Annotated in this window: 20 protein-coding genes; 17 read left to right on the top strand and 3 right to left on the bottom strand. The window is 59.1% G+C overall.

Features of this window, described 5'->3' with window-relative positions:
- Positions 1–4: 4 nt before the first annotated feature.
- From rplQ to VIN96_RS03305, 11 genes are all read left to right on the top strand, one after another.
- Positions 5–427 carry a 50S ribosomal protein L17 gene (rplQ, locus tag VIN96_RS03255; protein ID WP_331894001.1) on the top strand — a complete coding sequence of 141 codons (423 nt, stop codon included), beginning with the start codon at positions 5–7 and terminating at the stop codon, positions 425–427.
- Positions 428–554: 127 nt separating this feature from the next.
- The gene (locus VIN96_RS03260) at positions 555–1,673 is read left to right on the top strand and encodes an HD-GYP domain-containing protein (RefSeq protein WP_331894002.1); all 1,119 of its coding nucleotides are present in this window, start codon (positions 555–557) and stop codon (positions 1,671–1,673) included.
- Positions 1,660–3,090 carry a DegQ family serine endoprotease gene (locus VIN96_RS03265; protein ID WP_331894003.1) on the top strand — a complete coding sequence of 477 codons (1,431 nt, stop codon included), beginning with the start codon at positions 1,660–1,662 and terminating at the stop codon, positions 3,088–3,090. Before VIN96_RS03260 ends, VIN96_RS03265 begins: the two co-directional genes overlap by 14 nt.
- A gap of 9 nt (positions 3,091–3,099) precedes the next feature.
- Positions 3,100–4,410 (top strand): replication-associated recombination protein A, encoded by a 1,311-nt coding sequence (locus VIN96_RS03270; RefSeq protein WP_331894004.1) that lies wholly within the window; start codon positions 3,100–3,102, stop codon positions 4,408–4,410.
- Positions 4,407–4,808 (top strand): fluoride efflux transporter CrcB, encoded by a 402-nt coding sequence (crcB, locus tag VIN96_RS03275; RefSeq protein WP_331894005.1) that lies wholly within the window; start codon positions 4,407–4,409, stop codon positions 4,806–4,808. Before VIN96_RS03270 ends, crcB begins: the two co-directional genes overlap by 4 nt.
- A 140-nt stretch (positions 4,809–4,948) precedes the next feature.
- The gene (locus VIN96_RS03280; RefSeq protein WP_331894006.1) at positions 4,949–5,353 is read left to right on the top strand and encodes a bacteriohemerythrin; all 405 of its coding nucleotides are present in this window, start codon (positions 4,949–4,951) and stop codon (positions 5,351–5,353) included.
- A gap of 72 nt (positions 5,354–5,425) precedes the next feature.
- Positions 5,426–6,418, top strand: coding sequence for an RluA family pseudouridine synthase (locus VIN96_RS03285; RefSeq protein ID WP_331894007.1), 993 nt, complete (start codon positions 5,426–5,428; stop codon positions 6,416–6,418).
- A 217-nt stretch (positions 6,419–6,635) separates the two neighbouring features.
- Entirely contained in the window at positions 6,636–7,190 is a 555-nt protein-coding gene (locus tag VIN96_RS03290; RefSeq protein WP_331894008.1) for a hypothetical protein, read from the top strand.
- A 69-nt stretch (positions 7,191–7,259) separates the two neighbouring features.
- Positions 7,260–7,940: a response regulator gene (locus VIN96_RS03295; protein ID WP_331894009.1), complete on the top strand. Its 681-nt coding sequence runs from the start codon at positions 7,260–7,262 to the stop codon at positions 7,938–7,940.
- 4 nt (positions 7,941–7,944) lie between these two features.
- Entirely contained in the window at positions 7,945–8,844 is a 900-nt protein-coding gene (locus VIN96_RS03300) for a HAMP domain-containing sensor histidine kinase (RefSeq protein ID WP_331894010.1), read from the top strand.
- A gap of 313 nt (positions 8,845–9,157) precedes the next feature.
- Positions 9,158–9,505 carry a hypothetical protein gene (locus VIN96_RS03305; RefSeq protein WP_331894011.1) on the top strand — a complete coding sequence of 116 codons (348 nt, stop codon included), beginning with the start codon at positions 9,158–9,160 and terminating at the stop codon, positions 9,503–9,505.
- A gap of 179 nt (positions 9,506–9,684) precedes the next feature.
- Here VIN96_RS03305 and VIN96_RS03310 read toward each other — a convergent pair whose 3' ends face one another.
- Positions 9,685–11,238 carry a DASS family sodium-coupled anion symporter gene (locus tag VIN96_RS03310; protein ID WP_331894012.1) on the bottom strand — a complete coding sequence of 518 codons (1,554 nt, stop codon included), beginning with the start codon at positions 11,236–11,238 and terminating at the stop codon, positions 9,685–9,687.
- Positions 11,239–11,297: 59 nt separating this feature from the next.
- Here VIN96_RS03310 and VIN96_RS03315 point away from each other — a divergent pair, with 59 nt between their 5' ends.
- The 3 genes from VIN96_RS03315 to VIN96_RS03325 are packed head-to-tail and all read left to right on the top strand — an operon-like array spanning position 11,298 to position 14,813.
- Positions 11,298–12,005 carry an HAD-IA family hydrolase gene (locus tag VIN96_RS03315; protein WP_331894013.1) on the top strand — a complete coding sequence of 236 codons (708 nt, stop codon included), beginning with the start codon at positions 11,298–11,300 and terminating at the stop codon, positions 12,003–12,005.
- The gene (locus VIN96_RS03320) at positions 12,002–14,095 is read left to right on the top strand and encodes an AsmA family protein (RefSeq protein ID WP_331894014.1); all 2,094 of its coding nucleotides are present in this window, start codon (positions 12,002–12,004) and stop codon (positions 14,093–14,095) included. Before VIN96_RS03315 ends, VIN96_RS03320 begins: the two co-directional genes overlap by 4 nt.
- Before the next feature lie 19 nt (positions 14,096–14,114).
- A complete protein-coding gene (locus VIN96_RS03325) occupies positions 14,115–14,813 on the top strand; it encodes an ATP12 family chaperone protein (RefSeq protein ID WP_331894015.1) in 699 nt (232 codons plus the stop codon).
- Here the strand turns inward: VIN96_RS03325 and VIN96_RS03330 are convergent.
- Positions 14,810–15,787, bottom strand: a complete 978-nt coding sequence (locus VIN96_RS03330; protein WP_331894016.1) for a nucleoside recognition domain-containing protein — start codon at positions 15,785–15,787, stop codon at positions 14,810–14,812. The genes VIN96_RS03325 and VIN96_RS03330 overlap by 4 nt on opposite strands.
- A 6-nt stretch (positions 15,788–15,793) precedes the next feature.
- Positions 15,794–16,354 (bottom strand): septation protein A, encoded by a 561-nt coding sequence (locus VIN96_RS03335; protein ID WP_331894017.1) that lies wholly within the window; start codon positions 16,352–16,354, stop codon positions 15,794–15,796.
- A 156-nt stretch (positions 16,355–16,510) separates the two neighbouring features.
- Between VIN96_RS03335 and VIN96_RS03340 the strand changes: the two genes are divergently transcribed.
- The 3 genes from VIN96_RS03340 (at position 16,511) to VIN96_RS03350 (ending at position 20,505) form a co-directional block, all read left to right on the top strand.
- Positions 16,511–18,043, top strand: a complete 1,533-nt coding sequence (locus VIN96_RS03340) for an acyl-CoA carboxylase subunit beta (protein WP_331894018.1) — start codon at positions 16,511–16,513, stop codon at positions 18,041–18,043.
- A 31-nt stretch (positions 18,044–18,074) separates the two neighbouring features.
- Positions 18,075–18,293 carry a hypothetical protein gene (locus tag VIN96_RS03345; protein ID WP_331894019.1) on the top strand — a complete coding sequence of 73 codons (219 nt, stop codon included), beginning with the start codon at positions 18,075–18,077 and terminating at the stop codon, positions 18,291–18,293.
- Between the two features lie 214 nt (positions 18,294–18,507).
- Positions 18,508–20,505 (top strand): acetyl/propionyl/methylcrotonyl-CoA carboxylase subunit alpha, encoded by a 1,998-nt coding sequence (locus VIN96_RS03350; RefSeq protein WP_331894158.1) that lies wholly within the window; start codon positions 18,508–18,510, stop codon positions 20,503–20,505.
- Positions 20,506–20,510 lie beyond the last annotated feature (5 nt).

A 20,510-nucleotide genomic window follows, 5' to 3' on the forward strand; every position in this document is an offset into this window, starting at 1 on the left:
CGTCATGCGTCACGGTAAACGTTTACGTAAACTCAATCGCACCGCCAGCCACCGTAAAGCGATGTTTTCGAACATGGCGGTTGCTATCCTCACCCACGAGCAGATCAAAACCACGCTGCCCAAAGCCAAGGAAATGCGTTCCATCGCCGATAAGATGATCACGCTGGCCAAGCGCGGCGATCTGCACGCCCGTCGTCAGGCGTTCGCATACCTGCGCGACGACGCAGCCGTGAAGAAACTGTTCGACGTGTTGGCCGAACGCTACAAAGAGCGTCCGGGCGGTTACACCCGCGTGCTCAAAGCCGGTTTCCGTTACGGCGACGCCGCCCCGATGGCGTATCTGGAACTGGTCGATCGCGACCCCGAAGCCAAGGGCGCGGACGACAAGTTGCGCGTTGCGGCCGAATTGGCGGCCAGCGAAGACTAAGCGCTACACGGATCGTGTTCGAAGAATTGAGAGGCAGCCTTATGGGCTGCCTCTTTTCTTTTCGCGGCCCAGCGCCATACAGGCTATGATGGCGCCCGATAAACGAGCACATATATGCAGGGTTGAAATGAGCGCATCTGCCGATACGGGACAGTTGAACGATACGCTGAACGCTCGACTTGCGACCATTCATGCTGAAATCAAAGCGTGGTTTCCCTTCATCAACCGCATTTCGGTGGCGTTGTACGATACCGATACGGATGTGTTGAAAACGTTCATCAATTCCTCCGATGACGGCAGCCCGCTGGATCATTACGAAGCCAAGCTCGGCGCTGTGCCGTCGCTTGAGGTCTTGGCGGCACAACGCGCGCCGCGCACCATCAACGACTTGGCGGTGCTGTCCGCAGGCGATAGCGTGCACACCAGCCGAATTCTTGAACAGGGCTATTTATCCAGCCACACGGTACCCATCGTTCACAATGAACAGTTTCACGGGTTCGTCTTTTTCAATGCGTCCGAGCGCGGTTATTTCACCGATACCGTGGTCTATAAGCTCGGCGTGTATGCACAATTGGTGGGGTTGCTGTGCATTACCGAATTCAACGCAATCCATACCTTGCAAGCGGCGGTCAAGACGGCGCGCGAAATCAGTCAATATCGTGATGAGGAAACCGGTTCCCATTTGATACGGATGTCCAATATTTCGCGGATCATTGCCTTGGAAATGGCTCAAAGTCATGATTTAACCGATGAGTTCATCGAGTTTCTGTTTCATTTCGCGCCGTTGCACGACATCGGCAAGATCGCCATTCCCGACAGCATCTTGCTCAAAGAAGGCGCGTTCAGCGACACCGAGCGCGCCATTATGGAAACTCACGTACCCAAGGGCGTGGAAATCGTCGAAAAATTGATCCACGGCTTTAAGATGGAAAGCATGCCCAAGATCGAAATGCTCAAAAACATTGTTCTCGCTCATCATGAGGCCTTGGACGGCAGCGGGTATCCGCAAGGCTTGAAGGGCGCCGAAATCCCGTTGGAAGCGCGCATCGTCGCCGTGGCGGACGTGTTCGACGCGCTGACCAGCGCGCGGCCCTACAAGAAAGCCTGGAGCAACGATGAAGCCTTCGCCTTTCTCAATGCCAAGACCTCCACTATATTCGACCCCGAGTGCGTCGCGGCCTTGGCCCGTAGGCGCGATCAGGTCGAAGCCATTCAAAAGAGATTCCAAGAAGATGTATTCGGTTAATGCCTTTCGCACGCTGGCCTTTTGCGCAGCGTTGATTTTCTCGACCCTGAGCGCCGTCCCCGGTTTTGCGCAAAATAAGGTGGTACCGCAAAACCAAGGCCAGCTGAAATACAGCTACGCGCCGGTGGTCAAGCAGACGGCGCCCGCCGTGGTCAACATCTTCACCGCCAAGACGGTACGCACCAGCCGCTACGTGCCGTTGTTCGACGATCCGTTCTTTCGCCAGTTCTTCGGCGACAACGTCCAACGCGCGGTGCCGGGGCCGGAGAAAAAGGTCCAGAATTCTTTGGGTTCAGGGGTGATCATCGATGCCGATGGCTTGGTGGTGACCAACAACCACGTGCTTGAAGGCGCCGACGAGATCAAAGTAGTGCTGCATGATCGGCGCGAATTCGGCGCCAAGGTCTTGGGCAAGGACGAACGCACCGACATCGCGGTTCTGAAACTGGACTTGAAGGGCGAAAAACTACCGTTTTTGCGCTTGAGCGATTCCGATCAGCTTGAGGTCGGCGATTTGGTGTTGGCCATTGGCAACCCGTTCGGCGTCGGCCAAACGGTGACCAGCGGCATCGTATCGGCGTTGGCGCGCACCGCGGCAGGGGTTTCGGACCTCAATTCCTTCATCCAAACCGACGCGGCCATCAATCCCGGCAATTCCGGCGGAGCGTTGGTCGATGTCAGCGGCCAATTGGTAGGGGTCAACACCGCGATCTTCACTAAAACCGGTGCGTCGCACGGCATTGGCTTTGCGATCCCGGCCAATATGGTCAACCGCGTCGTGACCTCGCTGGTCACCAGCGGCAATGTAGTGCGCCCGTGGTTGGGGGCGAAGGGCCAGGGCGTAACGGCGGAAATCGCCGACAGCCTGGGCATGCCGCGTCCCTACGGGGTGATGATCACCAGCGTCTACGACGGTGGACCGGCGGCGCGCGGCGGCCTCAAGGTCGGTGACGTGCTGCTGAGCATCGACGGCAAGGAAGTGCGTGACGCCCAGGATTTGCGCTTCCGCATCGCCACGCTGCCGGTCGGCGGCGCGACCCGGGTGGGGGTGATGCGTCAACGCGGCGAGGTGAGCCTGGATATCGCCCTGGAAGCCCCGCCCGAGATCCCCAAACGCAGCGAAACCTTGTTGCGCGGGCGTCATCCGTTCGAAGGTGCGGTGGTCGGCAACTTGTCGCCGAAACTCGCCGATGAACTGGGGCTGGAACATGAAAAGACCGGCGTCATCGTGTTGGCGTTGGACCGCAAGGGCAGTGCGGCGCGCCTCGGCTTCGAGCGCGGCGACATTGTGCTCAAGGTCAACGGCGTCGCGGTCAACAGCGTCCACGAGTTGTTGGTGATGTTGCGCGAAACCGCCTCGACCTGGATCATTCGCATCGAGCGCGGCGGGCGCGAAAGCAACATCGTGATCAGGTAAGAGTGTGAATTGACGTCTTTGTTTGAAGATCAAGCCCCGCGGCCGCTTGCGGACCGTTTGCGTCCCGCCACCTTGGACGAGGTGGTGGGCCAAGGGCATTTGTTGGCCGATGATGGGCCGCTGGGACGCATGGTGCGCGCCGAGCGGCTGTCGAGCTTGATTCTGTGGGGTCCGCCGGGCACCGGCAAGACCACCATTGCGCGGCTGTTGGCACAGCACACCCACTTGTATTTCGAGCCGCTGTCGGCGGTGTTTTCCGGCGTCGCGGATCTGAAAAAGATCTTCGCCCGGGCCAAGGAACGTCGTGAAGCAGGCCAAGGCACGCTGCTGTTTATCGACGAAATCCATCGCTTCAACCGCGCCCAGCAAGACGGGTTTTTGCCCTATGTCGAAAACGGCACGGTGATTTTGGTCGGCGCGACCACCGAAAACCCATCGTTCGAACTCAACGCGGCGCTTTTGTCGCGCTGTCAGGTGTTGGTGCTCAATCGTTTGGACGACCGCGCCTTGGAAGAACTGCTCACCCGCGCCGAGGACGATACCGGCAAGGCTTTGCCGGTGGACCTGGACGCCCGCGCCGCGTTGCGCGCCATGGCGGACGGTGACGGGCGCTATCTACTTAACCTCGCGGAAGAGCTGCTGGCGATGCCTGAGGGGCAAGAGCCGCTTAAAACCGAAGATTTGGCCCGTGTGGTGCAAAAGCGCCTGCCGCTCTACGACAAATCCCAAGAGGGCCACTACAACCTCATTTCGGCGCTGCACAAGTCGCTCAGGGGCTCGGATACCGACGCGGCGCTCTATTGGTTCGCGCGCATGCTCGACGGCGGCGAGGATCCGCACTTCATTGCCCGTCGCTTGACCCGTTTTGCGGTGGAAGACATCGGTCTGGCCGATCCGAACGCGCTGACCCAGGCCATCGCCGCGTGGCAGGCCTATGAACGCCTCGGCTCTCCGGAAGGAGAACTGGCGTTGGTGCAGTTGGTGATCTATCTGGGCACCGCGCCAAAGTCCAATGCGGCCTATAAGGCGGAAAAATCCGCCAAACGCGCGGCGCAGAGCACCGGCTCGTTGATGCCGCCGATGCACATCCTCAACGCGCCGACCAAGATGATGAAGGAACTGGGCTACGGCGCGGGCTACAATTACGATCACGACGCAGCGGACGGCTTTTCCGGGCAAAACTACTTTCCCGACGAGATGAACCGCCAGCGGTTCTATGCGCCCAAAGAGGTGGGCTTCGAGCGCGATATATCCAAACGGCTGGCCTATTGGGATAAACTGCGCGTCAAACGGGCACATGACGGGGAGGAGGGGGCATGAACCCGCAGATGGTGATGTACGTGGCGCTGGGTGGCGCGATCGGCGCGGTGGGGCGTTTTGCGGTGATGAGCGCGATCGGTCATGTCGCGCACGGCGAAGGGCTGTTCGGCGGTTTTCCGTGGAGCACCCTGACTGTCAATGTGCTGGGGGCCTTTGTTCTGGGTGCGGTGATCGAGATTTCCGCCTTGGCGTGGTCGCCGTCACCGGAAATCCGCGCCATGATCGTGGTCGGGATGCTGGGCGCGTTCACCACATTTTCGACCTTTTCGATGGATCTCTACTATTTGCTGGATCGCGGCGCGTTGATCAGCGCGGCGGTATACGCTGTCGGGTCCGTTTTGCTGTGCTTGGCGGCGTTCGCGCTCGGACTGTCCGTATTTCGCCTGATTTTATCCTAAAGTGGTAAATACCCCGTCCTAAGGCAATCCAAAATGCTTAGGTCGCAGATCAAAGCGATGCGCGTTGACCCCCCTGAGAGGCGAGCATAAGGTTTTGTGGCGTCAGACGTGATTCGGCCCCCCTAAGCGAAAACGTCACCATGAAAACCATCAAATGGAACCGTGATCTGGCCGTTGGTATCGAAAAAATCGACCAAGATCACCAAAAGCTCATCAAGCAACTGAACGACCTGCTGGCGGCGTGTTTCGCCGGTCAAGGCCCCGTGATGCTGGGCAAAACCTTGTGCGAGATGCAGAAATACACGCGTGAACACTTCGCCAACGAAGAAGACATCATGCGTAAAAATGGTTTTCCCGGGCTGGAAGAGCACCGCCAGCTTCACGCCGAACTGATCAGTGAACTCGATGATTTGATCGAAGAATTCGAAGTCAACGCCGATCACGACTTGAGCAACAAGACCATGCAATTCCTCGAAGATTGGCTGTTGCACCACATTCTCATCGAAGACAAGAAGATCGGCCGTCACACCGGCGCGATCGACTGAGCAGGACCATTGACGGGTTCAACTGGGGGCCATATGTTGGCGCCGTCTCAACCCTGTCGATAGGTAAAAATCATGAGCGGCGTCCAAACCGTAGAGGTCTCGCGCGAAGATGACGGTTTGCGCCTCGACAAGTGGTTCAAGAAGCACTATCCGGGGCTAACCTTCGGGCGGTTGCAAAAGCTGCTGCGCACCGGCCAAATCCGCGTTGACGGCAGTAAAGCCAAAGAGCCAAGCTTGCGCCTGGAAGCGGGGCAAAGTGTGCGCGTACCGCCGTTGGAACGCGAAAAAGACGCCAAACCGATCCAGACCGCCAATCAGCGCCTGACCCGCGACGAGGCCGAGGCGATCCGTTCGTGGGTGTTGCACCAAGACGATCACGTCATAATTTTGAACAAGCCCGCCGGGTTGGCCGTCCAAGGCGGCAGCGGCACCAAACAGCATGTCGACCGCTTGCTCGGGGCGTTGAAGGGCGATTATCCTGACAAGCCGCGCTTGGTCCATCGCCTCGACAAAGATACGTCGGGCATATTGGTGTTGGCGCGTACGCAGCGCGCCGCACAGGCGCTGACCGCTGCGTTTCGCACCAAAGATGTGCGCAAGGCCTATTGGGCGGTGGTGGTCGGCGTACCCGAGATGTCCCAGGGGCGCATCGACTTGGCGTTGAGCAAGCGCCACTCCAAAAGCGGTGAGCGGATGGTGGTGGACGAGTTCGAAGGCAAACGCGCGGTGACCGCGTTCAAAACCATCGATCAAGCCGGGCGGCGTGCTGTGTGGCTGGAAATGGAGCCCATTACCGGGCGCACCCATCAATTGCGCGTGCACATGCAGGCCATCGGCACGCCCATTCTCGGCGATGGAAAATACGGCGGTGGGGAAGCCTTCCTGCCCGGGGCAGAGGTGGCCAAGCAATTGCATCTGCATGCCCGCGCGATCCGTTTTCCCCATCCCGCAGGCGGCATGTTCGAGATCATCGCGCCGTTGCCCGCGCACATGAAAGAGACCTGGGCCTATCTGGGCTTTGACGAAGCCTCGGCGCCGCCGCCGTTCGAAGAAGATCTCCCCTAAGAGCTTGTGTGTGTTTTGTTCGCAAATTGCAAATGCTTCGCATTGCGCGTTAAGGCGTGGACGAAATAGCATCTCAGACCTTTCCTGAAGTGATGCTTTAGGTTAAGTTTTGGCAATAACTATCTGATTGTAATAATAACATATTTGTGATCGGTGTGCCTGAATCGGTGGCATACGGCTTGCTCCTGAAGGGGAAACCCCTCGAAGGAGAAAACATATGGACCGCACAGCCCTCCGAAATCAGCTCATTTTCACACGCCAACACCGCACGCCGTCATCGCGTGTTCGAGTCGCTGTCGACCATGGTGAAAATCGCAATCGACTGTTGGCGGTTGCGTTTTGGGCCTCGCTGGCGATTTTGATGTTCGGCGCGCTCGACGCTCATGCCAACAGCGGCGAGACGCCTGAACTGGCCGCTGTGCCCAAACCGGTTGCTCCGGTGGTTATGGCTGCGTCAATCAAACAGCCTTTTGAGATGCGGGGCGCTTGCCGCGACGGGATCGCCGTTTTTACGGTGAAGAACACCACTAAACCGTGGTCGGGACGGGGCCATTTGCGCATTTATGACGGACAGAGCGGTTACATGTTGCGTGAACGTTGGCTGCGCTTTGGCGAAGGTCAGAGCGCCTCTTTTCACATCGATCCGAAACTTGCGCCTTCCGCGCGCTATAAAATCAGTGTAACCCTTCCGGATCGGTCCATGACTTACAAGAAAAGCTTTCGTGGCCAGTGCGCGGTGCCCGTCGTCGAAGCACGCAATGCAAGACGTTGAAATTCCCACAAAACTGGTTCACAGTGGCGCTGCCAGACGTGAAAAATGCCGGAACCCGGCTGGGGTCACATGCGTATCCTGCTCGTCGAAGATAATCTACGCCTTTCCACATATGTGCGGCGCGGTCTTGAAAAAGAAGATTTCACCGTGGATGGAGTCGGTTCCATTGCGGACGCTGAAGCAGCGCTCGACACGGCGCCTTACGATTTGATGATCTTGGATCTCGGTCTGCCGGACGGGGATGGCTTGGACCTGCTCAAGCGGTTTCGTGCTAACGACCGCCATTTGCCGGTGCTTGTGCTGACCGCGCGCGATGGCGTGGACGATCGCGTCAAAGGCCTAAATGCCGGTGCCGATGACTATCTGCTCAAGCCGTTTGCCGTCGAAGAGTTGACGGCGCGCCTGCGCGCCTTGCTGCGCCGTCCCGATGGGGTGTTGGGGCTGAGCCTCAAGGCGGGCAACTTGACCTTCGACACCACCGCGCGCGAAGTGCGGGTGGAGAGCAGTTTGCTCAAAGTCTCCCGCAAGGAGATGAACGTCCTGGAACAGCTAATGCGTCGCGCGGGCAAGGTGGTGCCCAAAGACGTTCTGGAAAGCAAGCTGTACGGCTTTGACGAAGACGTGTCCGCAAATTCATTGGAAGCGCACATTTCGCGGCTGCGTAAGCGCTTGAACCAGGCGGGGGCTTCGGTGAGCATTCACACCTTGCGCGGAGTCGGGTACTTGCTGTCGGATGGTGGGGACAGCTAAGGCCGTGGTGACATCTTTCAATCGCGTTTTTAAACTGGCCTCCATCAGTCTTCTGGCGACTTTCGTGCTGGCGGTCATTTGGGAATTTGCGTTCGAATACCCGCTGTTCATCGGTTTCGGCTGGGTCGATGAGGCCGAGAGCATCGCTTCGCGTTGGGGGCATGTGGCCGTTATCATGATTTTCGCCACAATTGCGGTGGTGTTTCTGGCCTTGTTGTCGATCCGCTTGGTGCGGGAATTGAAGGCCAAGGACGAAACCATGCGTCTCAAGGACGAAGAGCGCATGAACTTTGCCGCCGATGTCGCCCATGAACTGCGTACCCCTTTGGCGGTTCTGCGCGCACATTTGGACAGCCTGGACGACGCCGACACCAATTTCCAATTGATTCAAGACGTCGACCGAATCACCCGCATCGTCGAGCAGGTTTTGACCAAATCGCGCATTGAAGCGATTGAGCTCGGCCCCAATGACAAGGCCGATTTGGCCGAGGTTGCGTCGTCCATGGCGGCGTATCTGGCGCCCTTGGTGATCAAGGAAGGCCGATCCATCGAGGTTGTCGGCGCGGAAAGCCCGATCATCATCAAAGGAAATACGTTCGCGTTGGAGCAGGCTTTGCGCAATTTGGTCGAAAACGCCATCAAGTACTCGGCTCGGGGCTCCACCATCACCATTGAAGTGAGCCAGACGCCGTCCATCCGCGTCATCGATCGCGGCCGTGGCGTTCCCTATGAACAACGCGAAATGATTTTCGAGCGATTCCACCGGGCTGACCGGCGCAGCGGTGGCTCGGGGCTGGGATTGTCCATCGTGCGCCGAGTCGCCGAAGCCCATGGCGGATCCGTCGCCATCGAAGACGCACCCGGAGGTGGTTCTGTGTTCGTTTTAAGTTTTCCTAGACTCTGAAGTAACATGCTTAACTGATTGAATTAAATTGAAACTCATAATTATTTTGGGGGTATTTTTTTTGCTGTCAGGTAATTGTCAGCTTGGCTGTGCATAGTCCTGTTTAAGAGCTGATGAGCTAACAATTGGGCCACCCCCCTCATTTAAAAATAACTCACGGCGAACAAAAACATTAAGTGCACTTCAGGGAAGGGAACGGGACGCCAGGGAGATCTCTACGCGGCTCTTTAAACTCTCGGAAGAATGAATAGGACTTTTCTCGATGATGCTCTCCAAAACATTAATGGGGTTTTGTGCAGCAGCAATGATGACCATGTCGAACGTGAGCGCCAGTTTGGCGCAGGAGGCTTCTCAGGCTGAAGTCGCGGTGACACCGCCGACATTTTTGCAGCTCGAAATTACAAGCGCATGCACCGAAGAAGGTGCGGTGTTCAAGATTGTCAATCGCGGCGCAAAGTGGCCGCGCACGGGTTACCTCAGGCTCTATCACGCCGACAGCAAATCTCTGCTTGGGGAACGTCGTTTGCGTTTGGCGCCCGGCCAGAAGGTTTCCTTCGTGGTGAAGAAAAAAGTGATGAACGGTCATCCGGTCGCCGTTTGGGTCGAGCCGGAATGGTACAAGCGAGAAATGGAATACGACGCGAGCATCAAGTGTAACTGAGTGCTCCACAGACAATTCAGTTTCCACGGCCTCTCTCATTGTCTGGCGCCCCATAGGGGTCGTGGATTCCGTCACCGGGCTTCTAGCGTGGGCCGCCAGGGGCCCGGTGACACCTCATCACGAAAAAGCCGAGGACGCGTGCCGTCCTCGGCTTTTTTATCGCCAGCCAAGAACCGACTTTAAGGCGCGAACAAGATCGGCGCCAACATCCACACCAACCCCGTGATCACGGCGATGGCCGCCAAATTGACCATAAAACCGGCGCGCGCCATGTCGGGAATGGTCAAGTGACCGCCACCGAAGACGATGGCGTTGGGTGGCGTCGCCACCGGCATCATGAAGGCCATCGACGCGCCCAAGGCGGCAGGCACCAACAACATCATCGGTTCCGTCCCCATGGCGGCGGCCAACGCCGCAATCACTGGCAGGAACGTCGCGGTGGTGGCGGTGTTCGACGTCAACTCGGTCAAAAACACGATCACGGTGGTGACCAGAACGATGGTGAGCAACAGCGGCAGCGCGGAAAACACCGTCATGGCCTCGCCGATCCAGGCCGCCAAGCCACTGCCTGCTACTTGCGACGCCAAGCTCAAGCCGCCGCCGAACAGGATCAAAACGCCCCACGGCAAACGCTTGGCCCAATCCCAATTGAGCAAGAATTCCCGGTCTTTGAGGCTGACGGGGATGGCGAACAGCACCACGCCGGCCGTAATGGCGATGCCGGCATCGGACAAGCCGCTCAGCCAAGGCATGGCTTTTTGCAGCAACGGGCGGGTCATCCACAGCGTTGCGGTCAATCCAAACACCACCGAGACCATTTTTTCTGCTCGTGAAAAGCTTGGCAGGGAGGCGGCTTCTTGGGCGATGGCTTGGGATGCGCCGGGAAGGTCTTCTGCACTCAGGCGAAACACCGCGCGGGTGACGATCAGCCAGCCCAACACCAACATCAAAACCATGGTCGGCACACCGATCACCATCCATTGGGCGAAACCGATCTGTACCCCCAGGTTTGCGGACACGAACCCCGCTAACAGGGCGTTCGGCGGGGTCCCCACCAAGGTCGCGACGCCGCCCATGCTGGCGCCGTAGGCGGTGGCGATCAGCAAGGCTTTGGCGAACGGCGAGCCGTCGAAGCCGTCTTTCGCGCCGTTTCCATTGGCGTAGGCGACGATGCCGATGACCGACAGCGCAATCGGCAGCATCATCACCGTCGAGGCGGTGTTGCTGATCCACATGCTCAACCCCGCCGCGGTGATCATGAACGCGCCGACCAGTTGGCGCGGCCGGGTACCTGCGCGCGACAGCACGAACAGCGCCATGCGTTTGTGCAACCCCCACCGTTCCACCGCCAACGCGATCAAAAAGCCGCCCAGAAACAGAAAGATCAATGGGTTGGCGTAGGGCGTGGCGACATCCTTGATCGATCCTTGACCCAGCAGCGGGAACAGCGCCAGCGGCACCAGCGCGGTGGCGGCCACGGGGATCGCCTCGGTCAGCCACCAAGTCGCCATCAAGATCGCCACCGCCGCGACCGCCCAGGCGTTGGCCGACATGTCGCCGGGTGGCGGCAGCAGCCGCATGGCGACGAACAGGGCGATGCCCAAGACGATCCCGAACCACGCCGGCAAACGCTGGCTGTGGGTGTGGTGGGCGTGACTGGCGGGGATGGTTTCCGGGGAAACGGGGGCATTGGCCGCGCGATTGGGGGGCGGAGGGTTGCGTTTGTCTGTCATGTAACCGATCTTATCAATGAGAGTTCAACACGCGTGCCTCACGTGTAAAGGTGACCGATATGAATGACAACCCCCAGTCCTTGCCTCACCCCTCGCCCTTGCGCCTTGCGGTGTTTGACTGCGACGGTACGCTGGTGGACAGTCAGTATTCCATTATCGCGTCGATGCACGCGGCGTTCGAACATCACGGTTTCGACATCCCCGAGCCCGAAGCCGTGCGCCGAGTGGTGGGCTTGCCGTTGGAGGTTGCGATCCGTCATCTGGCGCCGCACATCGACGAGGCCTTTTCCGTCGAGGTCAGCGAGACCTATAAATCGGCGTTTTTCCAATTGCGTCAGGCGGGCGGGGTGCAAGAGCCCATGTTCGCCGGAATATCCGGGGTTTTGGATCAATTGGACGCCGCGGGGTGGTTGATGGCGGTGGCGACGGGAAAATCTCACCGGGGGCTTATGGCGACGCTCAATCATCACAATATCTATGACAGGTTCGTTACCCATCAGACGGCGGACCGCGCCCACGGCAAACCGCATCCCGATATGATGCACAAAGCCATGAACGCGACCGGGGCCAACCGTGAGGATACGATCATGATCGGCGATACCACGTTCGACATCGAAATGGCGAAAAACGCCGGTGTACGTTCAATCGGCGTCTCCTGGGGCTATCACAAACCCCAAGAGTTGCATGATGCCGGGGCCGCGTGCGTGGTCAGTTCGGCCGATGAATTGGCCGCCGCGTTGTTCGCATTGGCGGAGCAAGATGGATGAAAACGACCCTCAAGATTGTCGGCGCCCTGATGGTCTTGATGATCGCCACGGTCGTGGCGTTGGTGTCGGTTTTGTTGTCGTTGGACTATGGGCGCTATAAGGCCGACCTGGACAAGATGGTGCAAGACGCCACGGGGCGGGAGTTCACCATCGCCGGCGATCTTGACCTGGCGCTGTCGTTGACGCCCAAACTGACCGTCACCGACGTGACCCTGGCCAACGCCGGGTGGGGGCGTGACGTGCCGATGATGACGTTCAAGCGCCTCGATGCCCAAGTGGCGCTGCGGCCGCTGCTGTCGGGACGCCTGGAAATCGACTTCATCGAATTGGATGGGGTGAATTTGGTGCTGCAGACCGATGGCGCGGGCAAGGCCAACTGGGAATTTCCCACCTTAAGCCAGCAACCCGCCGGCGCTGAGGTTCAAGGCGTGGGGCAAGAATTGAAGCTGACCCCCAGCGTGAGCGCGGTGCGTCTGCGCAACGTGCACGTCACCTACATCGACGGCGCAACCGGCGTGGAACTCGAAACAGATCTCAAACGTGCCGATTTCACCGCTGAAAGCGTCGACAGTCCGCTGAAGGGCGATATCGAAGCCGTGTTCAATGGCGTCGCGGTCGAAGGGCGGGCGGAGCTGGGCTCGCTCGGCTTGTTGATCGCCACCGAAGGCGCGGCTTTTCCGGTCAATTTGAAGCTATCAGCGGAAGATTTGAGTGCCGACATCGTCGGCACCGTCGATCAACCCAGCGCCGGAATGGCGATCAATGCGCGGGTCCATGCCCAGGCGCCGAACAGCGCCACCCTGTCCAAACTGGCCGGGGTGGAATTGCCCGATGTGGGGGCGATCGACGTCCGCGCCAATGTCAGCGGCGCGGGTACGGCCTTCACCTTTAAAGGGCTCGAGGCGACGCTGGGCAATTCCGATGTGAAGGGTGATGCGGAGGTGAAGTTGTCCGGTGCGCGCCCCAGCGTGACGGCGAAACTGTCGTCGGATTTTCTCGACGTCAATCAATTGGCGGGGCTGAGCGTCGAGCGTAAAGACGACGACGCGCCGCTGAGCCGGGTGTTTACCACCGAACCGTTGCCTTTCGAGGTGTTGAAAACCACGGATGCCGACGTGCGTTACAGCGCCAAGCGGTTACGGGTCGACGCGGTGAGCCTGACGTCTTTGAACGCGGTGGCGAAGCTCAACGGCGGCACGTTGCGTGTGGCCCCGTTGCAGTTCACCTTCGACGAGGGCCGCGTGAGCGCGCGCATGTCGGTGGATAGTGGCCGCGAGACGCCGGAGGTGACGGTGCGCGCTTCTTTACGCAGCCTGGATGCGGGTACGTTTCTGGCAATGGCGGGGCAAGGGCGCATCGTGAGCTTGAAGCTCGACGGCGAGGTGAATTTACAAAGCGCGGGCGCCACGACCCAAACACTCGCCGCGGCTTTGAACGGTTCGGTGAATTTGATCGGGCGCAACGGTCAGATCCATGACGATAAGTTCGCGGACTTGACCGAAGGCATCGGCAGCATCATGCCGTGGGCGTCGAACAAGGATGCCAATAAAATTTCCTGCTTTTTGGCCAAATGGCCCATCACCAACGGCGATGCGGTGGCGGAAACCGTGGTGCTCGACACCAGCGGCGTGTCGGCGCGGGTGACCGGCAATGTCGATCTGCCGGGCGAATTGCTGCATCTGACGGTCAACACCAGTGCCAAGAAAACCAGCCTCGCCAGTTTCGCTGTGCCGGTGCGCATCAAAGGATCGCTGTTGGAACCGCGCATCGACGTCGATCCGGGCGAAGCGGTGGTCGGCACGGTCGGCAACATCGTCAAGGCCCCGGCCAAGCTGATCGCCGGGCTGCTCAGCGACACCATCGGTTTGGTCGCCAGTGAAGAGGCGCTCAAAGAGGCTGCGGACAAGAATGATCCTTGCCTTCAAGCGCTCAGCGGGGGTAAGACCACCCAAACGCCAGCAAACCATACGCCGTCCGCCGAGAAGAAGCCGGACCCGAAACCGACCACGCCCGCCGACAACACCAAGTCCACGGGCGATCCGCTCAAGGATGTCGAAAAGGTCGGCGAGGCGCTGAAAAAACTCTTTTAGGATCACGCTTAGGACCACCATGACCAAACGGTTTTACAAAAACGCCGCCGTGCTTGGGGTGGACGGCGTTTTCGCCGTCACCTTGGACGATCGCCCCATCAAAACCCCGGCGGGCAATCCCATGCATATGCCGACCCGCGCGCTGGCCGAGGCCGTGGCCGGGGAATGGAATGCGCAAGGCGACGAGGTCGATCCCAAATCCATGCCTTTGATGCAATTGTGCGGCACCGCCATCGACCGCGTGCCCGACGTGCGCGATGGTTTGATCGAAGGCATTTTGCGCTACGCCGACACCGATTTGCTGTGCCATCGCGCCGCCAGCCCCGCCGATTTGGCTGCCCGCCAAGAGGAAGTCTGGCAGCCGTTGCTCGATTGGGCCAAGGACGCTTACGGGGCGAACCTCAAATCCGTCGAGGGAGTGATTCCGATCGCCCAGGACCCGCACGCGGGCGACGGTTTCGCCGCCGCGATGGCGGATATGGACAACTGGCAGCTGACCGCGGTGGCGGAAATGGTCGGCATCAGCGGCTCCATCGTCATCGGCTTCGCGCTCTATGCGGGCCGCTTGGATGCCGAGACGGCGTTCAACGCCTGCCAAGTGGACGAAGATCACCAGATCGCGCTGTGGGGCGAAGATTTTGAGGCCACCCAACGCCGCGCCAACGTGCGCGCCGAACTGCTCAACGCCGCGCGTTTCCTAGAGCTTTTGGGCGACTAAGCGCCGCGATACAGCAAGCGGCGGAACGGCGCGTCGGGCAGGGCGAGGATCATGCGGCTGAGCGCCACCATGACCACAACCGCGAATACGAACCGTCCGATCAGCACGCCGGTGACGTCGCCGCCCAACGCCATCATGAACAGCGGATCTTCGATGAGGCTGTGACATAGCGCCATGAAGCTCAGCGACAACACGATGTCGCGCGGCGACAAGTTGCCCGCGCGGGCTTCCTTGATGATCAACCCGCCGCCGAACGACAGCCCCAACAAGGTGCCGACCATGGTGATCGAGGTCGCTGCGGGGCTGATGCCCATCATGCCCAGCAACGGCGACAGCAATCTGGCCAGCAGGTCGGTGATCTTGAGGATCTCGAAGACTTTCAGCAGCGTGACCAGGGCGAGGATGATCCAAAACAACCAAAACAGGGACACCGCGCTGTTGAGCGCCCATGTGTCCCAAGTGGGGAGCTGTCCGCCGTCCTGCGGCAGCCACGCGATGGTCGCGGGATGTTGCAGCCATTCGCCCCACGTATAGATCGCGTTCAAGATCGCGCCGTAGACCAACGCGCCGCCGAAACGCAGCGTGCTGGAAAACACGAAACTGATCCCGGCTTTGCGCGATATGGCTTGTTCCAAGGGCAGGGCGTGGGCGATCAGGACCATCGACAGCAGCACGGTGAGTTGCGCGACGGTGAGTTCCGTGGTCGGTAAAATGCCCATCAGGGCTGCGGCGGCGCCGTAATTGTTGACCAAAATACCGGTGGCCCACACCAGCCCGGTGGAAGCAGGCAGGCCGACCAGGCTCATCAACGGTTCGAACACCTGCGCCAGCTGATCGATCAAGCCGAACGTGACGCCGATCTGCACCACGATCATCACCGGGACCATGGTCTTGAGCAGATCCCAATAGAGCGACAGCGCGCTTTTCGCCAAATCGGCGAGTGCGGATTTGAGCCGGACCCAGCGGAGCGTCATGATGGTCTAGGTTTCGATTTCGGCCGGCTTGTCTTCGATCTGATGGCGAAAGATCAGAGGCAACTGGGTGAGGCTGAACACGATGGTCAGCGGCATGATGGCGAAGACCTTGAAGTTGACCCACATGTCGGTGGTCTGGGTGCGCCACACCACTTCGTTGAGCACGGCGAGAGCCAAGAAAAACCACGCCCAACGCCAGGTCAGTTTGCGCCAGCCCTCGTCGTCGAGCGACAAGGCGGTGTCCAAAACCGATTTCAGGTAGCTCTTTTTGAACATCAAGCCACCGAACAGCACCAACCCGAACAGGGTGTTGACGATGGTCGGCTTGATCTTGATGAACATTTCATCTTCCAGATACAGCGTCAAACCGCCGAACACCAACACCACCACGCCGGTCACCAGGGGCAGGGTGGGGATGTGTTTGAGCTTGAGGTACGAGTAGCCCAAGCTGACCACGATCGCCACCATGAACACCGCCGTTGCGGCGAAAATGCCCATTTTTGCGTTGACCACGAAGAACAGAAGTAGAGGGCCGACTTCCAAAGCCATTTTGAGTGCTTGATTCATTTGGCGTTTATATCAAGCCCCAGATGGGGGGGGAAGCACACATTTTTTTGCCTTGCGTATTTGTCTTCGCAGGTGCAAAAAAACCGTAACCATGGTAACACTAAAACCTGACAAGGGGACGTTGCCGCAATTGATCAGAGACGTCGGGGAAAATCAGTGCACGATATCATTGAAGAACTTGAAAAGCGCCGTGAGCAAGCTCGTCTCGGAGGCGGCCAGCGCCGCATCGACACGCAGCATGCCAAGGGCAAACTGACCGCGCGCGAGCGTATCGAGTTGCTGCTTGATCCCGGCAGCTTCGAAGAATGGGATATGTTCGTCGAACACAACTGCACCGATTTTGGGATGGAGAAGCAATCCATCCCCGGCGACGGCGTGGTGATCGGTTACGGCACCATCAACGGCCGTTTGATCTTTGTGTTCAGCCAAGATTTCACGGTGTTCGGCGGATCGCTCAGCCAGACCCATGCGAACAAGATCTGCAAAGTCATGGATCAGGCCCTGAAAGTCGGCGCGCCGGTGATCGGGCTCAACGATTCCGGCGGTGCGCGCATTCAAGAAGGCATCGACAGCCTGGCCGGGTATGCCGATGTGTTTCAGCGCAATGTTACGGCATCGGGCGTGATCCCGCAGATTTCCGTAATCATGGGCCCGTGCGCGGGCGGTGCGGTGTATTCGCCCGCGATGACCGACTTCATCTTCATGGTCGAAGACACGTCCTACATGTTCGTCACCGGACCCGAGGTGGTCAAGACCGTGACCCACGAAGAAGTCACCCAGGAACAACTGGGCGGCGCATCGACGCACACGGCCAAATCCGGCGTGGCGCACAACGCGTTCCCCAACGACGCCGAAGCGCTGCTCTATCTGCGCCGTTTCATCGATTTCCTGCCCGCCAACAATCGTGAAAAACCGCCGGTACGCTCTACAGCGGACAGTGCGGACCGGGTTGAAATGTCGCTGGACACCTTGATCCCCGACAACCCCAACAAGCCCTACGATATGAAGGAGCTGATCGAAAAGGTCGTCGATGAAGGCGATTTCTTCGAACTGATGCCCAACTATGCGGGCAACATTCTGATCGGCTTTGCGCGTATGGAAGGTTCCACCGTGGGCATCGTCGCCAACCAGCCGATGGTTCTGGCGGGTTGTTTGGATATCGATAGCTCCATCAAGGCCGCGCGTTTCGTGCGCTATTGCGACGCCTTCAACATCCCCATCGTGACCTTCGTCGACGTGCCCGGGTTCTTGCCCGGCACCTCGCAAGAACACGGCGGCATCATCACCCACGGCGCCAAGCTGCTGTACGCATTCGCCGAAGCGACGGTGCCGAAAGTCACGGTCATCACCCGCAAGGCTTATGGCGGCGCGTATGACGTGATGAGCTCCAAGCACTTGGGCGGCGACGTCAATTTTGCATGGCCGTCGGCGGAAATCGCGGTGATGGGGCCCAAGGGCGCGGTGGAAATCATCTTCCGCGCGGACGCAGGCGACCAAGACAAGATCGCCGCGCGCACCGAAGAATACCGCAAAGCCTTCGCCAACCCGTTCGTCGCGGGCAAGCGCGGTTTCATCGACGATGTGATCATGCCGCACAACACCCGTGTGCGCATCACGCGTTCGTTGCGCATGCTGAAAGACAAAAAAGTCGATCGCCCGTGGAAAAAGCACGGTAACATTCCGCTCTAAGCGGAAGGCGAAAATCCGGGGAGGCGTGCATATGACGACCGACGATCAAAGACACAAAGAGAACCTCAAGGAACTGGGCCGTTTTGGTGGCATGGTGGCGCTGTTTTTCGTCGCCGTGTATTTGGCGATTTACGTCAACATCACCTACAATCCCGAAGTTCCCTGGTTTATCGCGGTGATCATCGTCGGTGGTTATTTCATCGTCCCCAAAGCGAAAAACGTGATGTCGATGTTCAACGACAAAACATGAAGATGAACGTTCGCGCCCCCCGTTGCGGCGCGGTCTGAAGAGATGAGAAGGGACCTCCCGCATGTCTGCCCCTAAAGCTGCAAAAAAGCCCGCCGCAAAAAAAGCCGCTGCCGCAAAAGCAACGACCGTGAGACCCGTGGCCAAAAAGCCCGCGCCCAAAAAGATCGTGGCGAAAAAAACTGTGGTCAAAAAAGCCGCGCCCAAACGCGCCAAGATGTTTAAGAAAATTCTCATCGCCAACCGTGGCGAGATCGCATGCCGGGTGATCAAGACCGCGAAGAAAATGGGCATCAAAACGGTGGCGGTCTATTCCGAAGCCGACCGCGACGCCTTGCACGTTCTGCAAGCGGACGAGGCCTATTGCATCGGACCGGCGGCATCGAGCGAGAGCTACCTGCGCGCCGACAAGATCATCGAGGTGATCAAGCAAAGCAAGGCCGAGGCGGTGCATCCGGGCTACGGCTTCTTGTCCGAAAACGCCGCCTTTTGCCGCCAATTGAAACGCGCCGGGATCGCCTTCATCGGCCCCAACGAGCTGGCGATCAAGGCCATGGGCGACAAGATCGAATCCAAAAAGCTGGCTGAAAAAGCGGGCGTCACAACGGTTCCCGGCTACACCGAAGCGCTGAAGGATTACAAGGAAGCCCACAAGGTCGCCAACGACATCGGCTATCCGGTGATGCTCAAGGCCTCTGCCGGTGGCGGCGGCAAGGGCATGCGGGTGTGCGAAAACGACGCGGATCTGAAAGAAGCATTCGTCTCGGCGGTGCGCGAAGCCAAGTCGAGCTTCGGCGACGACCGCGTGTTCATCGAAAAGTTCATCGTCAATCCGCGCCACATCGAAATTCAGGTGATGGCCGACAGCTTCGGCAACACCCTCTATCTGGGCGAGCGCGAATGCTCCATCCAGCGTCGCCATCAAAAGGTCATCGAGGAAGCGCCGAGCCCGTTCATCGACGCCGAGACCCGCAAAGCCATGGGTGAAGAAGCGGTGGCGTTGGCCAAGGCGGTCAAGTACGTGTCGGCCGGTACGGTCGAATTCATCGTCGATCAGGACAAGAACTTCTACTTCCTGGAGATGAACACCCGCTTGCAGGTCGAACACCCGGTCACCGAACTGGTCACCGGCCTGGATCTGGTCGAGTTGATGATTCGTGTCGCTGCGGGTGAAAAGCTGCCTCTCGGTCAAGACGACGTCAAGCTGGACGGTTGGGCGATCGAATCACGTGTCTATGCCGAAGATCCGTTCCGCAACTTTTTGCCGTCCATCGGCCGTTTGACCCGCTACCGCGCCCCCGTAGGCGAAGGTGTGCGCGTGGACACCGGCGTCTATGAAGGCGGCGAAATTTCCATGCACTACGATCCGATGATCGCCAAGTTGATCACCTATGGCGCGGACCGCGATCTCGCCATCAAGGCCATGCGTCAGGCCTTGGACGGGTATTACATTCGCGGCGTGCAGCACAACATCGCGTTCCTGTCGGCATTGATGAACCGCCCGCGTTTCGTCGAAGGACGCTTGTCGACGGGCTTCATCGCCGAAGAATATCCCGACGGCTTCCATGCCTCGGACGTGGTCCATGACGACCCGTCGATCCTAGTCGCGGTGGCTGCCGCGATGCATTACGCCTATCAGGTCCGCGCTGCGGGCATTTCCGGTCAGCACAGCGGTCATGAACGCGACGTGACCAACGAATGGTCGGTTATGCTGGGCAAGAAAATCGTGCCGGTGTCGGTGGTTCAGGTCGATGGCGGTCACGACGTCGATATTCGCGCGCGCGGCTTCACCAAAGCCACGGTCGAGGTGCGTTCGAGCTGGACGCTCGGCGAGACCGTGTTCGAAGGTACGGTCAACGGTCAGGATGTGATCATCCAGGCCGAGCGCATGGCGGTCGGCTATCGCTTGTTGCATGCCGGTTCGCAAGCGGACATCCGGGTGCTGTCGGCGCAAGGCGCTGAGCTCTATCTGCTGATGCCCGAAAAACAAGCGCCGGATACGTCGAAGCTGTTGATGTCGCCGATGCCAGGGCTGTTGCTGTCGGTCTCGGTCGAAGCCGGTCAGGAGGTCAAGGCTGGCGAAGAACTGGCGGTGGTCGAAGCGATGAAAATGGAAAACGTGCTTCGCGCGACGCAAGACGGTACAATCAAGGACATCGCGGCCAAACCGGGCGACAGCCTGGCCGTGGATCAGGTGATCCTCTCGTTTGACTAGACGCA

This window comes from Magnetovibrio sp., assembly GCF_036568125.1.
Lineage (GTDB): Bacteria > Pseudomonadota > Alphaproteobacteria > Rhodospirillales > Magnetovibrionaceae > Magnetovibrio.